The organism is Halomonas sp. NPDC076908 (assembly GCF_050269715.1).
Lineage (GTDB): Bacteria > Pseudomonadota > Gammaproteobacteria > Pseudomonadales > Halomonadaceae > Vreelandella.
Genome location: NZ_JBNNIW010000007.1, coordinates 136,280 through 151,575 on the forward strand (window position 1 = coordinate 136,280; position 15,296 = coordinate 151,575).

The window sequence follows — 15,296 nt, forward strand, 5'->3', positions numbered from 1 at the left end:
CGCGCTGCAAGGCGCACGGATAGCATCATGCAGGCGCTCCCTTTCGCCACGATTGCTTTTGTTCTTTATGTTGCCGCCGCCATTTGGCAGGGCATGACGCTGTTTCGGCGCGTACCGCCCCGCCAAGGGATGGTGCGCCTGCTTGCCGTGCTGGGCCTGCTGCTGCATATTCCGGTAGTCGTCAAATTAGTCGGTCAGGCTCCTGGTTTGCTGCCGGGCTTTACCACCAGCGCCACGCTATTAATGGCGGTGGCCGTCAATGTCGTGCTGGTAGCGAGTCTATTCAAACCGGTGCTCAACGCGGGCATAGCGCTTTTCCCGCTGGCAGGCATTGCCTTAATTGCCGCCACTTGGCTGCCCAACCAAGGCGGCCACACTGGCCTTACACCGGGGATTTTGCTACATGCAGTGAGTTCTGCCTTGGCATTTGCCGTACTGGCCATCGCCGCCGCTCAAGCTGTCCTAGTTGGCCTACAGAACCAAGCACTGCGCCATCATCATATTCGGGGCATTGTGCAGTCATTACCTCCGCTGACCACCATGGAGCGGGTGCTCTTTGAGTTGGTTTGGGCAGGCATCATCATGCTTACGCTCTCCATCGCGAGCGGGCTTATTTTTCTAGATAACTTCTTTGCTCAACATTTAGCCCATAAGACGGTGCTGTCGCTATTGGCCTGGGTGATATTTACAACGCTTCTGATCGGGCGTTACCGCTTTGGCTGGCGTGGTATGCGCGCCGTGCGATGGACCCTGGGCGGCTGCGCCCTTCTGGTACTGGCCTACTTTGGCAGCAAGTTCGTACTTGAATTCTTACTCAATCGATAGCGGCTCAACCGCTAAAGGCGCCCGCCCGCGCCTTTAGTTGTCTTGACACATCCCTCGCGACCTTCTACAAATCGAGCCTAATTCGCCACAAAGGACCTTTCGACTTGAGCGACGACTTCCCCCTGGGGTTACTGTTCGGCCTGCTAGCCTTACTGATAGTGCTTTCTGCTTTCTTCTCAAGCTCTGAAACCGGCATGATGTCGATTAACCGCTACCGCTTGAGCCATCAGGCTAACAGCGGGGATCGTAGAGCCAAACGGGTCATGCGTCTGCTCACACGCCCAGATCGCCTAATCGGCGTTATTTTGATCGGCAATAATTTCGTCAACAACCTTGCCGCATCGATTGCTACGATCATTGCCATTCACTTTTTTGGTGATGTCTCAGGCCCTGCAATCTCCACAGCACTGCTGACGATTACCATTTTGATTTTCGCTGAGGTGACGCCGAAGACCTATGCCGCGATCAAGCCCGAACGGATTGCTTACCCTACCTCCTTCGCATTAGAGCCGCTGCTTAAGCTGCTCTATCCGCTGGTCTGGTTGGTCAACGTGATGTCTAACGGACTGCTTAGACTGATCGGCGTTAAAAGCGTTGATAATGGTGGTGATAGCCTAACTCGCGACGAATTACGCACGGTGGTGCACGAGGCAGGCACGCTGATCCCTTACCGCCACCGCGCCATGTTGCTGTCGATTCTTGACCTTGAGAATGTCACCGTGAACGACATTATGGTGCCGCGTCACGAGGTGCTGGGCATTGATTTGGATGACTCACTAGAAGATATACTGACCCAGATTCGTACCAGCCAGCACACCCGCTTGCCCGTCTACAAAGGCGACATCAACAATATTATTGGCATGCTGCATCTTCGTAACGCGGCACGCTTTCTCTCTCGCGATGAAGTGACTAAAGCTTCGATCGTGCAAGAGGCACGTGAGCCCTACTTCATTCCCGAGTCGACGCCACTGCATACCCAACTGCTCAATTTTCAAAAGCAGAAACGGCGTATCGGCATCGTGGTCGATGAGTATGGCGATGTAGAAGGCTTGGTAACGCTGGAAGATATACTTGAAGAGATTGTGGGCGAGTTCACCACCGACGTATCTGAAGATGAAGAGATTCATCAGCAGGACGACGGTAGCCACGTGATTGAAGGTACCGCCACAATTCGAGACATCAATAAAATGCTTGGTTGGCAGTTGCCCACCGATGGCCCCAAAACCCTCAACGGGCTAATTCTTGAGCATCTTGAGGCATTCCCTGAAGGGCCTGCCTGTCTGCAGATTGATAATATGCGGATGGAGATACTCGAGATTCGCGACAATCTGATCACCTCAGCGCGCTGTTGGCACAAGCTACGCGTGCCACGGCGCTAGGTGAGGGGGGTTACTTTTAAGCCATGCTAGCGGCGGCTGGCAAGATCCTGATCAGCCGCTGCTTTTAATGCTCTAACACGCGCCTCAAGAAACCGCCGCAGTGCCATATCATCGGCGTCCAAGCGGTTGAGCGGTGGCCCAAAGTGCAAACTCACCGGCGCCCGAAATCGCTTGGGGCATTTCTTTAGTGCTTTGCCGCCATGATGTGATGTCCACGACCCCCACAGGCCTGCTAACCCCGCAGGGATCACCGGAACATCGTCCCTTGCCAGAATGGTCTCTAAACCTCGCCTGAAGGTGTGAATCTCACCGTCTGGGGTCAATCTTCCCTCTGGGAACACCATCACTACCTGGCCTTGACGTAGCGCTTCGCTGACGTCATCCAGGGCGCGCCTGATAGCGCTGGGGCTGCGCCGCTCAGACTCAATGGGAATGGCACCGACCAACTGAAACCACCACTTAAGCCATGGTGAGTCAAAAATCGGCTGGTCCATTACAAAGCGCAACGGACGTGGGCTAGCCCCGCCGAGCACGAGCGCATCCATAAAACTTACGTGGTTACACACCACCAGCGCTGCACCCTGTTTGGGAATATGCTGTTGACCATGCACTTGTAGACGATAGCAAAGGCGCATTGAGATAAAAATAAGCCAACGCAGGATATGGCGGAACGCGCTGACCCACCCCTTCACGTGGTCGTCTCGCGATGGCGAAGCCCCGCCAATATGGTACTCATCAGTTGATCCAACAGTTCATCCACTTTTAATTGCTGCCCCTGCCAATAACCCAAACGCTCGTTAAGCCCAAGCTGAACAAGACCGTGAACGCTGCCCCACAGAGTGCGTCCTAAGCGGCGGGCTTCGAGATCATCCAGCGCTGGCTGGTAGGATTTGAGCGACGCCTCTACCTGGGTAAACAGCGCCTCAATCAGATCGCTTTGCCGCTGATCAAGCTCGCCTTCTTGCGCCAGCGGATAATCAAACAGCAGTTGCCAGCGGTAGCAATCCTGCTCTGCAAACTGCCAGTAAGCACGCGCTAGTGAGCGTAACCATGGTTCAGGGTCATCATCCACAAGACTGGTAATGGTGTGCTGCAAGCGCGCCAAGGTTTCCACATTGACGTGCTGTAATAAGTTATTAAAGCTGCCATATAGCTTGAGCAGCGTGCTTGGGGCGCAGCCGACTTCTCTGGCAAGGGCACGCAGTGAGAGACCATGGACTGGCTGCTTAGCCAACCACTCATCACAAGCGTGCATGACCTGCGCATGGAGGGCATCGGGCGCATGCTGTCTAGGACGGGCCATGGCGATCTCTTAAGGTCAACGGCAAACGAGGAGGAATGCCTCACTGCACTTTAGCGGGAGTAAAGGATGGTATAGGATACCTTACATCGAACACTGTTTTCGACACTAAAACGCTACATTTCGCGCTTTATTACGTGAAGTCCCCCACTATATCGGTACACTTACGCTACGATTTTGTTTTAGGAGATAGGTATGACGGGGCGTCTGCATGTACAAAACTTACCACTGTCCCGCTTATTACCCTCTCTTATTCCCTCTGAGCCACTGGTAGAGTCCCCCAATTTAGCGCCCCGTCGCCCCATTTCCGCGATTCGGCTTGAGCAAGGGGAATATCGCCTCTCTTCGCTTTTCTGGGGCCTCACGCCGCCTTGGCTGGACGTACTGGATCATGCGCCTCATTGCGCTCGTGCCGAAACCCTTGAATCGCGAGCAATGTTTCGCGAGGCCTTTAGCGCCCGCCGCTGCGTGATTCCAGTTAGCGGCTTCTATCTTTGGAAAACGCAGCCGCGCAGCAAACAGCCCTATTTAGTAACCCAGGTGACACGGGCACCCCTGCTGCTGGGCGCCTTATGGTGCCGCTACCACACTACGTTAACAGCGTTCACTGACTCAGCAGCACTGATCACGGTGCCTGCCAATCTTTTGCTATCACCGTTAACCGACCGCTTACCGGTCACTATTCAACCCCATGCGCTAAGTGCGTGGCTGGACCCAGATACCGACCTGGAAACACTGAATTCGCTATTAACGCCTGCGCCCTTGGAACTGTTGGGCGCTTTTCCGGTATCAAAACATGTCAATAACCCCGCCTATCAGTCTTCGGTCTGTGCCCACCCTACGGGACCGATGCTGCGCTGGGCCGTGTCTCAGGAGACGTAATGTTGCGACCCTCTTATGTAATGCGCTGGCATCAACTGCCTCAGCGTGCCCTGCTCAGCATTGTCGCCAGTATCTGGTTAGCGCCGCTCGCGCTGGCTTCTGACGATGACGCTGTGGCCGAGGTCATCACGCCAAACGTTAGCCCTTATGACAGCCGTGACTACCGCGTTTTAACGCTGGAAAATGGCCTTAATGTGCTACTGGTCAGCGACCCTGAGGCGGATAAAGCAGCGGCGTCAATGAATGTGCGTGTCGGCAGCGCCCAGGACCCCGAAGACCTGCAGGGGCTAGCGCACTTTCTTGAGCATATGCTGTTTTTAGGTACCGAGCCGTACCCTGAATCCGACGCCTACCAGCGCTACATTTCAGGCAACGCAGGGTCACACAACGCCTTTACCGCCCAGCAAGACACCAATTACTTCTTTGATATCGAGCCCTCGGCACTGCCCGGTGCCCTTGACCGCTTTAGCGAGTTTTTTCTTTCGCCGCTGTTTAATGCAGATCATTTAGAGAGCGAGCGCAATATCGTTCACTCTGAGTATATGGCCCGCATTCGTGACGAATCCCGGCGCGAAAATGACGTACTCAATCAACTGCTCAATCCTAACAACGCCACGACTGGTTTTGCCGTGGGCAGCCGTGAGACCTTAGCCAGCCCGCCTGAAGGCGAAACGACGCTGCGCGAGCGAGTGATTGATTTTTATCACCAATATTACGACGCCAATGTCATGAATCTGGCGATTGTGGCACCGCAGCCGCTGGATACGCTTGAAGAGTGGGTAGCCGAACGCTTTGCCGACATTCCAGATAACGACCTGCGCGTGCCGACGATCGACGAGCCGTTAGTAGATCCTGACACCCTGCCGCGCTATATCGAACGCCAATCGCTGCAGGATCGTCGTCAGCTGCGCTTTTACTTCCCGGTTCCCGACCCCACCGATGACTACCGTAGTAAGCCAACACAACTCATCTCGCACCTGCTGGGCGATGAAGGGGATGGCAGCTTGCTAGCGGTACTGCGTGACGCAGGGCTCGCCGACGGTCTCTCTGCTGGCATTGGCCGTGGCGATGGTAAAGATGCCCTGTTTACCGTCTCTGTCAGTCTGACACCCGCCGGTGCTGAGCGTTTGGATGATATCGAAGCCACTCTGTTTGCCGCTATTGAGCAACTACAAGACGACGGCCTCGCCTCCTGGCGCTATGAGGAACAGGCCAATCTTAACGAGCAGGCCTTCCGCTTTCAGCAGCATGGTGCGCCTCAACAGGAAGCGACCCGCCTCTCCATGAGCCTTTCGCGCTACCCAGTGGAAGATGTACAGTACGCGGCTTACCGCATGGATGGCCCCGATGCCGAGCGCCAACAGGCCTATCTCGATGCATTAACGCCAGACAACATGCTGCGCTTCTACTCAGCACAGGATGTGGAAAGCGATACTGTTTCACCATGGTTCAATACCCAGTGGAACGAGCAAACGCCTAACCAGTCAGGCCAAGCCCTTAGCGGCTTAGCACTGCCCGGCCCCAACCCTTTTATTGCCAATGATTTAACGCTTTTGGAAGGCCAGGACGAACACCCCAGTCAGTTAGTAGATACACCTTCATTTACTGCTTGGCATATGCAGGATGCGCGGTTCAACACCCCAAGCGTTGAATGGCGCGTCAGCCTGCAACACCCCAGCGCGAGCTACTCCGCTGAAGAAGCAGTGCTCACCCGTCTACTCGCCAGTTGGCTCAACGACAGCTTGAATGAATCGCTCTATCCCGCCTGGCTGGCAGGTCAAGCTTTCAGCGCCTACCCGCACGCCCGTGGCATGACACTTTCATTCTCCGGCTGGCGGGATGGTCAAACGCCGCTGATTGAGCAGGCCCTCAAGCAGCTTAAAACGGCGGAAATTACCGACGGCGCCTTTGAGCGCGTGCGCTACCAACTGCAGCGCGAGTGGCGCAATGCCCCTCAGGCATCGCTTTACGGCCAAGCCAGCCGCACGCTCGGCGAAGCCTTGCTTACACCGCAGTGGTCAAACGCTGATTTTCTGACCGCTAGCGAGCGCTTTGAGCGCAACCATTTGGTAGACTTCCGCAAACGCTTTCTAAAAGATCTTTACGTCGACGCCATGGCGGTGGGAAATCTTGACGCCGACTTAGCGCGCGAACAGGCCGAGATCATGCGTGGCTATCTTCGTCCGCGTTTAACCCGCGACGATATTGCCAACCTTACGCCTCTGGCGGTTAGCGAAGAGCACCGAGTGCTCCACCCTCATAGCACCCGTGAAGAGTCGTTGATACTGCGTTATATGCAGGGACGCGACCAAACGCCCAAAGAGCAAGCCACGACCAGCGTGATCGCCCAGTGGTTAGAGACGCCGTTCTACCAGCAGTTGCGCACCGAGCAGCAGTTAGGTTATGTGGTTAACGCAGGCTATTCGCCGCTCCTTGAAGCGCCGGGGATTGCGTTAGTTGTCCAATCACCGGACGTCGACAGCGACACCATTGCAGAGCGTATGGATACGTTCCTTGAAGAGGCTAGCCAGCGCCTTGAACAATTAAGCGATGAGGACTTGGCGCCCTACCGCCAGGCAGTCAACAACCAGCTGCGTCAGCGTGATACCAGCCTGCCAGGCATGGCCAATCGCTACTGGCAGGCAACGGCATTAGAAGAGGTGCGTTTTGATCGCCGGGAGCAACTGGCCGACTTAGTGCTGAACGTGAGCCTGGAGGATATGCAAGACCTCTGGCCGTCGCTGCGCGAGCACACGCTGGACATTCGCTTCAACCCCGAAGACGAACCCAGCGATGTAGCTGCCTATCGAGAAGCGCGCTCAGCCCTGCCGAAAATGCATAATGAATAAGTCGCGCTGCTAAAAAACCGATTCCGGCTCAGGCGTCAAACGCCTGGGCTGGCATCATCGCCTCTATGAACATTACCAGCTCTTCCAGAATCTGCCGTTCGCGATCAGAGAGGGTTTGCTGATTGTACTGAGCAATTTCCCGCGCAAAGGCCTTTAACGTAAAGCCCGCCAACGCAGGGTCATTAATACGCATCCATCGATACGCCTCCCACTGCTCACGCTCTTCACCTTCTAGCGTGTCTGGATAGTTGCGTGCGCGATAGCGAAACAGCATCTCCTCCAAGCGCGGATCTTGAAACGCAAAGCGTTGACCCACCAAATCCCATGGCTCCATCGCGCGCACCCGCTCCATCTGCTGGCGATCTGCGGCGGAGAAGAAGCTGCCGGAATAGAGCATCAAATCAGGATCTTGTGGCGCATCCTCGTAACCTGCACTAAATACCTCTGCGACTTTGCTAGTGATACCACTGGCATCGCGCAGGGTTTTCCAATGCTGCCGACAGGCCTTCACATCCAACCCTAAACGCTCAACGATGGCCCCGTACTCACCCTTTTGCGGCCCATCAAGATCTTTTAAGGCGCTGGCAGGGAAAACTACCGGACAGCGATTGATATGAATTACTTTTAGCGGAATGCGCGCCTCACCCTCAGCTAAATCCTGCTGGCTGACAAACACACGCTCACGAATTTGCTCCGCTGACATATTGAGCAAGTCACTGGGATCAACGCTTAAATCGTAAACAATCATCCCATTAGGGTTGGTGGGATGCTCGGCCAGCGGCATCACTAAGGCACTGCAGCCTCGACTGGCGGGATAACGGCGGGAGATATGCAGCAGCGGTTTGGCGTTGGGCAAGTCGAGCTGCTTAGCCACCGCACGCTTACCGCGTAGGCCAAGCAGATAGTCGAATAGCTTGGCATTGCGCGCTTTGAGCAAGCGAGCAAGAGCAATGGTCGCCCGCACATCTGCCACTGCATCGTGAGCGCCTTCGTGGGCTATGCCATTAGCCGCGGTTAAATGCTCCAGCTTAAAACTCGGCGCGCCATCTTCCCGCAATGGCCACTCTATGCCCGTGGGGCGAAGCGCATAAAAAGCGCGCACCATATCAATCAAATCCCAGCGGGAATTACCGTTTTGCCATTCGCGAGCATAAGGGTCGAGCAGGTTGCGATAAAACAGATGGCGCGAGACTTCATCGTCAAAACGCAGGCTGTTGTAACCCACCACGCAGGTGCCGGGCTCGCTCATATGGCGCTGTATTTCGCCCGCGAACGCCGCTTCAGGAATACCATGGCGCTGGGCTTTTTGAGGGGTAATACCGGTGATCAAACAGGCCGCAGGATGGGGCAGATAGTCGTCGGCCGGCTTGCAATAAAGCTCAATAGGTTCGCCGATCTCATTCAGCTCGGGATCGGTTCGCAGCGCGGCGAACTGCGCAGGCCGATCGCGACGCGGGTCAGCCCCGAATGTTTCATAGTCATGCCATAGAAAACTGACAGGGGCAGCATTGGGTGGCGCCATGAAGAAGCACTCCGCTGAGCAATGAAAAGCCCAAGCCTAGCACACCCGCCACCCTTTTCGCCGCGCCTTCGACGCTTTGGCCTACTCTTAAGATCAGCTCTTTGGAAGCGTAACGTTCAACTCAAGTACAGAGCAGTTGTCTTCGCTGTCCAATGAAATTTGAATCGCATCGTCGTCCACATGCACGTAACGACGAATTACCTCAAGCAGTTCGCGCTCCAACAGCGGCATATAGTCGGGCTGACCACGCTGGCTACGCTGATGCGCCACGATAATTTGCAAACGTTCTTTGGCTACCGAGGCTGATTTCCTGCGCTCACGCTTCAAGAACTCCAGCAGTTTCATCGACGACCTCCCCCGAACATACGGCTCAGCAGGCTTTTACGTTGCATTTCATGGAAACGCAGCGGCATGTCTTCCCCAAGTAGGCGTGATACCGTGTCACTGTAGGCTTGGCCAGCGTCGCTGGAAATATCGTGGGTCACTGGTACACCTTGGTTAGAGGCGCGCAGCACGGCCTCAGACTCAGGAATTAAACCCAGTAGATTAATCGCTAAAATCTCACGAATATCGTCCAGCGTCAGCATATCGCCAGAGGTTACTCGCTCAGGATTGTAGCGGGTGACAAGGAGGTGTTCTTTAATAGGATCTTCGCCCTGCTCGGCGCGTCGAGTCTTGGATGCCAACAGCCCTAAAATACGGTCAGAGTCGCGTACTGACGATACTTCAGGGTTAGTGACCACAATCGCTTCATCGGCAAAATACATTGCTAACTGCGCTCCACGCTCAATACCAGCGGGCGAATCGCAAAGAATGAAATCGAAATCTTCTTTCAATTTTTCCAGGATTTCTGCGACGCCTTCCTGGGTCAACGCATCTTTATCGCGGGTTTGTGAAGCTGGCAGAATAAACAAATTTTCGACGCGCTTATCACGAATCAGCGCTTGATTAAGCCCTGCTTCGCCTTGAATCACGTTGACTAAATCATAAACTACACGCCGTTCACAGCCCATTATGAGGTCAAGATTCCGAAGACCTACATCAAAATCGATCACAACGGTTTTTTTACCGCGTAGCGCAAGTCCTGTGGAAATTGCTGCCGCACTAGTGGTTTTGCCGACCCCTCCTTTACCAGAGGTCACTACAATTATCTTGGCCAAGAGTCACTTCCTTCTTGAAGTCGTTCAACGCGAGCACTCGTTAATAGGTGCACTGCACATAACGGGAACGTCAATGTCATCAACATGCCATACTGTAACGGATAGCGCCTTCGGCGTCGCTAGGCATGAAGCACCAACGCACGCTCATAAAAACACCTTATCCGAGAGACTTAATTTCAAGCTGCTCTTTTGTAAAGTGAACTTCTGCTGGTCGCCTCAAAAGCTTAGAGTCAATATCTTCTAAACGTTTGTAATTTCCCGCCACTGAAAGCAGCTCAGCCTCCAGTTCACGGCAGTAAATACCTGCTTGGGTATTGCCATGAATGCCCGCTAAGGCGCGACCACGAAGCGCACCGTATACATGTATGCTACCTGCCGCCAACACTTCTGCTCCAGCGTTAACCGCACCGATCACGACCAAGTCACCTTCAGAAGCGCTGACCTGCTGCCCCGAACGGACAGTGCCGCGGTATAAGCGTGTCGCTAGTGCTGGGGATTCACCTTCGTTTGACTCCATATCATCACGGGTGACTTCATGAACAGGTGTCGTGTTAACACTTTCCAACACCCGACCACGCCCCTCCTCAATGGGCGGAAACCATCCTAACCCCAATGCCCAAGCGGACTGGCGAACGGGCTCTGAACCACCGCGCACTGCCACAGGTAGCAGCTTATGATCTCGACAAACAGCGCAAATTCGCTCAAGGGCTAAATGAGGTTCATCGAGCTTTTCCACGCTGAGCACAACCGGTGTATGCTGAAAGAAAGCAGGAGACTGGGAAAGCTTGCCCGCCAGCTGCTGCCGGATTCGCTCTGGATCGGCGCTACTTAGCTCCATGACGGTCATCGGCAACATGCCGCCTTTGAAGGTAAAGGCCACAGCGGCACTATCCACGTTAAGGCTCATGGCCGAACTCCATGTCATGTTCAAGTAAGATAAAGGTAGCGTACTATCACGTATTGTGGTGTAGAAAATAGTCGCTGACCACATCATAGTAATGCGAAATAGTAATGCGAAGAGTAGTAATGCCAAGCTAAGCGACAGCGCCGATGACTGCAACCGCCTAAGTCACCGTCGACTGATTTTTTTCATGCTACGCACCAGCAGGATGATCCATGCACGGACTGTTAAGACGCCTGTTCGCTCCTCGGTGGCAACATCCCGACCCCGAGGTGCGGCGCCAGGCCCTCCAGCGACTCGACCCTCAACAACCAGAACAGCGCCAGGCGCTGCAGTCGCTTACTCAAGATAGTGATCATCAGATTCGTCTAGCCGCGCTGCTTGCATTGGATGACTGCGCCGGTCTTGTTGATGATTATCCGCATTATCGGCACGAAGAAGCTTGGTTCAATGCCATCTGCCAACGGCTTAGTGGCCTTGAAGGCAATACTGACCTGCAGCAGCGACAAACCCTGACCAATCAAATTGAAGAGCCACGGGCGCTAAGCGTCATCGCCTTACAGGGTGATAACCTCAATCTGCGCTTAATTGCCCTTGGCAAGCTCACTGATGAGGGTGATTTGATCCATCAGGCGTGTCATAACGGCGTTGCCGCCGTACGGCATCAGGCGGCCGAGCGCATTGAAGGGGAAGAGGGCCTTAAGCGCTTATTGAAAGAAGCGCGTCGTGACCGTCAAGTGGTGCGCCTAGCGCGAGAGCGGCTTAATCGTTTACGTAGCGACGCAGAGTGGCTGGAAGCCAAACAGCAACAGTGTGAAACCCTGTTAAGCCAACTGGAACAGCACGCTCGTGCGCCTTGGGAACCTCTTTACGGCGGGCGCTTTCGTCATCTTGAGCGGCAATGGGAGCAACTGGCCCAACCGCCGAGCGCTGAACAGGAGCACCGCTTCCATCAGGCGCTACTCAACTGCCGTAAAACGCTTCACGATCACGAAACTCAAGAGCAGGCACGCAAACAAAGCGTCGAGCGGCGGGACGAAGCCGAGAGCACCCGCGAACAGTTGCTTGAAGGTATCGAAGAGACGCTTAACGGCCTGCGCCACGCCTCAGCCATGGCTGTGCAGGATATTGACAGCCTACGTGCGCAGCGCCAGCTATTAGGCCAACGCTGGCAAGCACTTTCTGATATGCACCCGCCTAGCGACACTATGCGCCAGCGCTACACGCTGGCCATTCATCACTACGACCAGTGTTTAGAGGCATGGCAGCGCTGGTGTGCGGTCAGCCCCGCAATTGAGACTGCCCTGACGGATGGCGATTATACCGCATTGGCAACACAGGTGAGCCAATGCCAGTGGCCCGATGCCATTATACCGCCAGCGTTACTCAGCCGTGCTCAAGCGGCACTCAGCTCAGAAAGCACCACCCCAGCCCAGCCCACAAAAGATAAGGCCGCACTGGAAGCGCATACCGCCGAACTTGATACCTTTGAGCACTTACTGGAGCGTGGCGCGTTCAAAAGCGCCAGCCGCCTACATCAACGGCTTAAGCCCCGCATTGAAGCGTTAGAAAGCAATGCTGCTCAACCACTTAAAGCACGATTAAAGCATTTAGCGGCTCACCTCGCTGAGCTACGTGACTGGCGGGGATTCGTTGCCGGCCCCAAACGCGAACAGCTATGCGCTAGCATTGAAGCACTCGCGAATGACCTCCACATGGCGGAAGACGCGCTAGACCGCCACCATCGCCAGTTGGTCAAAGAGTGGAAATCGCTGGGTGACGCAGCCGCTAATCGTGAACAGGCCACGCGCTTTCGCAGTGCGTCGGACCGAATTCATGAACGCCTTGCCCCCTGGCGGGAACGCCTGGGCGAAGAGCGTGAGGCCAATCTTCAAGCCCGCGAAGCACTGTGCGACCAGCTTGAAAGCCTGCTGGCTCAGCCTGCTGAAGACGCCGACCCAGATGTGCTGCGGCAAATTCGCGATAAAGCGCGCCACCAATGGCGCCACTATAGTCCGGTACCCCGCGAGCGCTCTGAAGCCGTTGGGCGTCGTTTCGGTACTATTCGCCATCAGTTACAGGCACTCATTGATCAACGCGCAGACACTATCGCCTCGCAAAAACAAGCGTTGATAAGCCAAGTCGCGGCACTACGCAGCGATGAAAGCCAGCCTTTGTCCCAGCGTATTCATCTGACCAAACAGTTACAGCAGCAGTGGCGAGGGCTTGGGCGAGCCCCAAAAGGCGAAGAACAAACGCTTTGGAAAGCCTTTCGCCATGAGTGTGCTGAGCTATTTGCCCAACGCGAAGCACATAAGCACGAGCAGGCGGCACGCCAGCAAAAACAGCTTGATGAGATGCAAACCCTCATCGACCAGATGGATAGTTGGCAGCCTATTGAGGCCAGTGAAGCAACCACGCTGGATAACTTTATAAACCAAGCCAATCAGCTAGAACCGCTGCCACGCAACCGGCGTAGTGAAGGCATGCAACGACGCATGAGCGGCATTGTGCGTGCTCGTCGAGAACGCTTAAATCGCCTAGCGGTAGCCGACACAGTTCATCAGTGGCACACCCTAATGCCGTTGGTCAATGCCCATTTGGCCGCTGATCAGCAATACCTCAGCGAAGCAGTGTCCAGCGAGGTCGATGCACAAACTGTGCTTAGCGCCTCACTACCGGCGGCTTTTAATGAAGCGCATAAAAAACGTAACCAGCAACGTCACAGTGTAGCGGTGCCGCTATCAGACACTAGCCATGCAAGCATTGCCGAATCGCTTGCCCGGTTAAGGGTGCACCTCTCAATGCTTGCGGTAGGCAGCGTGCGTCAAAGCGACGAACCACTGCGCCTAGCTATTCAGGTAGAGCGTTTGAATGAAGGTTTCAATCCAGAGCGCAGCCGTGATCAAGAAGTGGCCGACATATTGGTAGCGCTGCTAGCGTTAGGACCTATGCCTGCCACGCTATGGGCCACTGAAGTGAAAGAGTTGGATAATCTATTGAGTCGCCTGGCGCGCGTCCCGTTGCCATAGTTCTAACAGCAACTAACAACAACGGGAGGATGATAGCCTCCCGTTTGCGTTCTTCCCCTGGTAAGGGAAGCTAGCGTTTATCCGCCTGTGGAAAACCACTAGCCCATAAACTGACCACCGTTGATATCGATGTTAGCGCCGGTGATAAAACCGGACTCCTTATCGGCTAGGAACGTGACCAGTCGGCCAATCTCTTCTGGTGTGCCATAGCGCTTAACGGGGATCGTCTCCCGAATAGCTTCACGCACTTTTTCTGGAATATTCATGATCATATCGGTGGCAATATAGCCAGGTGATACCGTATTAACGGTAATACCTTTGGTCGCAGTTTCCTGCGCCAGCGACATGGTTAGGCCATGCATGCCCGCTTTCGCGGCCGCGTAATTGACCTGGCCAAACTGCCCCTTACGACCATTGATAGATGAAATATTGATAATCCGCCCATAGCCATGCTCAAGCATCATCTCGATCACACTACGACAAGTGTTAAAAACACTGTTGAGGTTAGTATCGAGCACTTCGTACCATTGCTCGTAGGACATTTTTTTCATGGTGCCATCACGGGTAATACCCGCACAGTTTACGAGCACACTTATTGGCCCATACTTATCGTGAATTTCTTGGGCTCCTTGTAGGCAGGCGTTATGGTCGGAAAGGTCGACACCGGACAGCTCGATATTGTTATAGCCGTCGGCATGCTGCGTTTCTAGCCAGGTTTTGGCCTTGTCGGGGTTACGGTAACCCGCCACGACCAGATAACCCGCATCTGCCAACGAACGACAAATTGCCGTACCGATACCACCAGTTCCACCAGTTACCCAGGCGACGGGGGCTTGATTGACCATTGACTACCTCCCTGATATGACAAATGGCTTGGATCTCAAAGCATGCACGTTTCGTCGCAAGCCATTGTGAATAAGCGCGATTGCGCTTGTACTACCCTAGTGCATAATTAAGCTTAGCAATGCACAAGCGTAAGCTTTTTGTTATGGCTATATAAAGCATAGCTGCACTTACCTCATGTTGCCGCAGGTCATAATCAACGGCTATAAGCCAAACGTGTTAATCACTCTATTGACTTCACGTAAAATTTCTGTAGAATACGCCACACGTTGATGCGGGGTGGAGCAGTCTGGTAGCTCGTCGGGCTCATAACCCGAAGGTCATCGGTTCAAATCCGGTCCCCGCTACCAATATTTTGAAAGGCAGATCAGTTACTTACTGGTCTGCCTTTTTTGTTTCTGTTTGTCTGCTAACTTCTTGTGACACATCTGTGACGTATATGTGACACATTCGCTCCGTTGCTTGCCTCTTAAATTTATTCTTACGACCTTCAGTCAACGATTGGCAACTTGGTTTCAAGTAATAACTGCAATTTCATTACGCGGCGAGTAAATCGTCTCGCCGCCCTATAAATAACTCATTCGGTGATCGTCCACCTCTGGT

Annotated in this window: 12 protein-coding genes and 1 tRNA gene; 6 read left to right on the forward strand and 7 right to left on the reverse strand. The window is 54.3% G+C overall.

Annotated features, from left to right (window positions below; genetic code table 11):
• Window positions 1–27 precede the first annotated feature (27 nt).
• Together ACQKE4_RS06240 and ACQKE4_RS06245 are read left to right on the forward strand one after the other, a co-directional pair.
• Complete coding sequence (locus tag ACQKE4_RS06240; protein WP_427387404.1) at window positions 28–825, forward strand: cytochrome C assembly family protein; 798 nt, start codon at window positions 28–30, stop codon at window positions 823–825.
• A gap of 104 nt (window positions 826–929) precedes the next feature.
• Window positions 930–2,204, forward strand: a complete 1,275-nt coding sequence (locus ACQKE4_RS06245) for an HlyC/CorC family transporter (protein ID WP_427387405.1) — start codon at window positions 930–932, stop codon at window positions 2,202–2,204.
• Window positions 2,205–2,230: 26 nt separating this feature from the next.
• On the opposite strand, the gene ACQKE4_RS06250 is transcribed toward ACQKE4_RS06245, so the two are convergent.
• Both ACQKE4_RS06250 and ACQKE4_RS06255 read right to left on the reverse strand, forming a co-directional pair.
• Window positions 2,231–2,839 carry a 1-acyl-sn-glycerol-3-phosphate acyltransferase gene (locus tag ACQKE4_RS06250; protein ID WP_427387415.1) on the reverse strand — a complete coding sequence of 203 codons (609 nt, stop codon included), beginning with the start codon at window positions 2,837–2,839 and terminating at the stop codon, window positions 2,231–2,233.
• Between the two features lie 53 nt (window positions 2,840–2,892).
• Complete coding sequence (locus ACQKE4_RS06255) at window positions 2,893–3,507, reverse strand: TetR/AcrR family transcriptional regulator (RefSeq protein WP_427387406.1); 615 nt, start codon at window positions 3,505–3,507, stop codon at window positions 2,893–2,895.
• 192 nt (window positions 3,508–3,699) lie between these two features.
• On the opposite strand from ACQKE4_RS06255, the gene ACQKE4_RS06260 reads away from it, so the two are divergent.
• Together ACQKE4_RS06260 and ACQKE4_RS06265 are read left to right on the forward strand one after the other, a co-directional pair.
• Entirely contained in the window at window positions 3,700–4,386 is a 687-nt protein-coding gene (locus tag ACQKE4_RS06260; protein WP_427387407.1) for an SOS response-associated peptidase, read from the forward strand.
• Window positions 4,386–7,235 (forward strand): insulinase family protein, encoded by a 2,850-nt coding sequence (locus tag ACQKE4_RS06265; RefSeq protein WP_427387408.1) that lies wholly within the window; start codon window positions 4,386–4,388, stop codon window positions 7,233–7,235. The genes ACQKE4_RS06260 and ACQKE4_RS06265 overlap by 1 nt, the downstream gene beginning before the upstream one ends.
• 28 nt (window positions 7,236–7,263) lie before the next feature.
• Here the strand turns inward: ACQKE4_RS06265 and sbcB are convergent, their stop codons facing one another.
• From sbcB to minC, 4 genes are all read right to left on the reverse strand, one after another.
• A complete protein-coding gene (sbcB, locus tag ACQKE4_RS06270) occupies window positions 7,264–8,757 on the reverse strand; it encodes an exodeoxyribonuclease I (protein ID WP_427387409.1) in 1,494 nt (497 codons plus the stop codon).
• 93 nt (window positions 8,758–8,850) lie between these two features.
• The gene (minE, locus tag ACQKE4_RS06275) at window positions 8,851–9,102 is read right to left on the reverse strand and encodes a cell division topological specificity factor MinE (protein WP_035564989.1); all 252 of its coding nucleotides are present in this window, start codon (window positions 9,100–9,102) and stop codon (window positions 8,851–8,853) included.
• Window positions 9,099–9,917 (reverse strand): septum site-determining protein MinD, encoded by an 819-nt coding sequence (gene minD, locus ACQKE4_RS06280; protein WP_427387410.1) that lies wholly within the window; start codon window positions 9,915–9,917, stop codon window positions 9,099–9,101. The genes minE and minD overlap by 4 nt, the downstream gene beginning before the upstream one ends.
• Before the next feature lie 157 nt (window positions 9,918–10,074).
• Window positions 10,075–10,824 (reverse strand): septum site-determining protein MinC, encoded by a 750-nt coding sequence (gene minC, locus ACQKE4_RS06285; protein ID WP_427387411.1) that lies wholly within the window; start codon window positions 10,822–10,824, stop codon window positions 10,075–10,077.
• Between the two features lie 209 nt (window positions 10,825–11,033).
• Between minC and ACQKE4_RS06290 the strand changes: the two genes are divergently transcribed.
• Window positions 11,034–13,850, forward strand: a complete 2,817-nt coding sequence (locus ACQKE4_RS06290; protein WP_427387412.1) for a DUF349 domain-containing protein — start codon at window positions 11,034–11,036, stop codon at window positions 13,848–13,850.
• A gap of 98 nt (window positions 13,851–13,948) precedes the next feature.
• Here the strand turns inward: ACQKE4_RS06290 and phbB are convergent, their stop codons facing one another.
• Window positions 13,949–14,695: an acetoacetyl-CoA reductase gene (gene phbB, locus ACQKE4_RS06295; RefSeq protein ID WP_427387413.1), complete on the reverse strand. Its 747-nt coding sequence runs from the start codon at window positions 14,693–14,695 to the stop codon at window positions 13,949–13,951.
• A 271-nt stretch (window positions 14,696–14,966) separates the two neighbouring features.
• Here phbB and ACQKE4_RS06300 point away from each other — a divergent pair.
• A tRNA-Met gene (locus ACQKE4_RS06300) sits at window positions 14,967–15,043 on the forward strand.
• The last annotated feature ends 253 nt before the right edge of the window (window positions 15,044–15,296 follow it).

Excerpts from the sequence above, each read along its gene's own strand:
- ACQKE4_RS06240 (WP_427387404.1), top strand. The coding sequence starts at position 28 with ATGCAGGCGCTCCCTTTCGCCACGATTGCTTTTGTTCTTTATGTTGCC.
- ACQKE4_RS06250 (WP_427387415.1), bottom strand. The coding sequence starts at position 2,839 with ATGCGCCTTTGCTATCGTCTACAAGTGCATGGTCAACAGCATATTCCC.
- ACQKE4_RS06255 (WP_427387406.1), bottom strand. The coding sequence starts at position 3,507 with ATGGCCCGTCCTAGACAGCATGCGCCCGATGCCCTCCATGCGCAGGTC.
- ACQKE4_RS06260 (WP_427387407.1), top strand. The coding sequence starts at position 3,700 with ATGACGGGGCGTCTGCATGTACAAAACTTACCACTGTCCCGCTTATTA.
- ACQKE4_RS06265 (WP_427387408.1), top strand. The coding sequence starts at position 4,386 with ATGTTGCGACCCTCTTATGTAATGCGCTGGCATCAACTGCCTCAGCGT.
- sbcB (WP_427387409.1), bottom strand. The coding sequence starts at position 8,757 with ATGGCGCCACCCAATGCTGCCCCTGTCAGTTTTCTATGGCATGACTAT.
- minE (WP_035564989.1), bottom strand. The coding sequence starts at position 9,102 with ATGAAACTGCTGGAGTTCTTGAAGCGTGAGCGCAGGAAATCAGCCTCG.
- minC (WP_427387411.1), bottom strand. The coding sequence starts at position 10,824 with ATGAGCCTTAACGTGGATAGTGCCGCTGTGGCCTTTACCTTCAAAGGC.
- ACQKE4_RS06290 (WP_427387412.1), top strand. The coding sequence starts at position 11,034 with ATGCACGGACTGTTAAGACGCCTGTTCGCTCCTCGGTGGCAACATCCC.
- phbB (WP_427387413.1), bottom strand. The coding sequence starts at position 14,695 with ATGGTCAATCAAGCCCCCGTCGCCTGGGTAACTGGTGGAACTGGTGGT.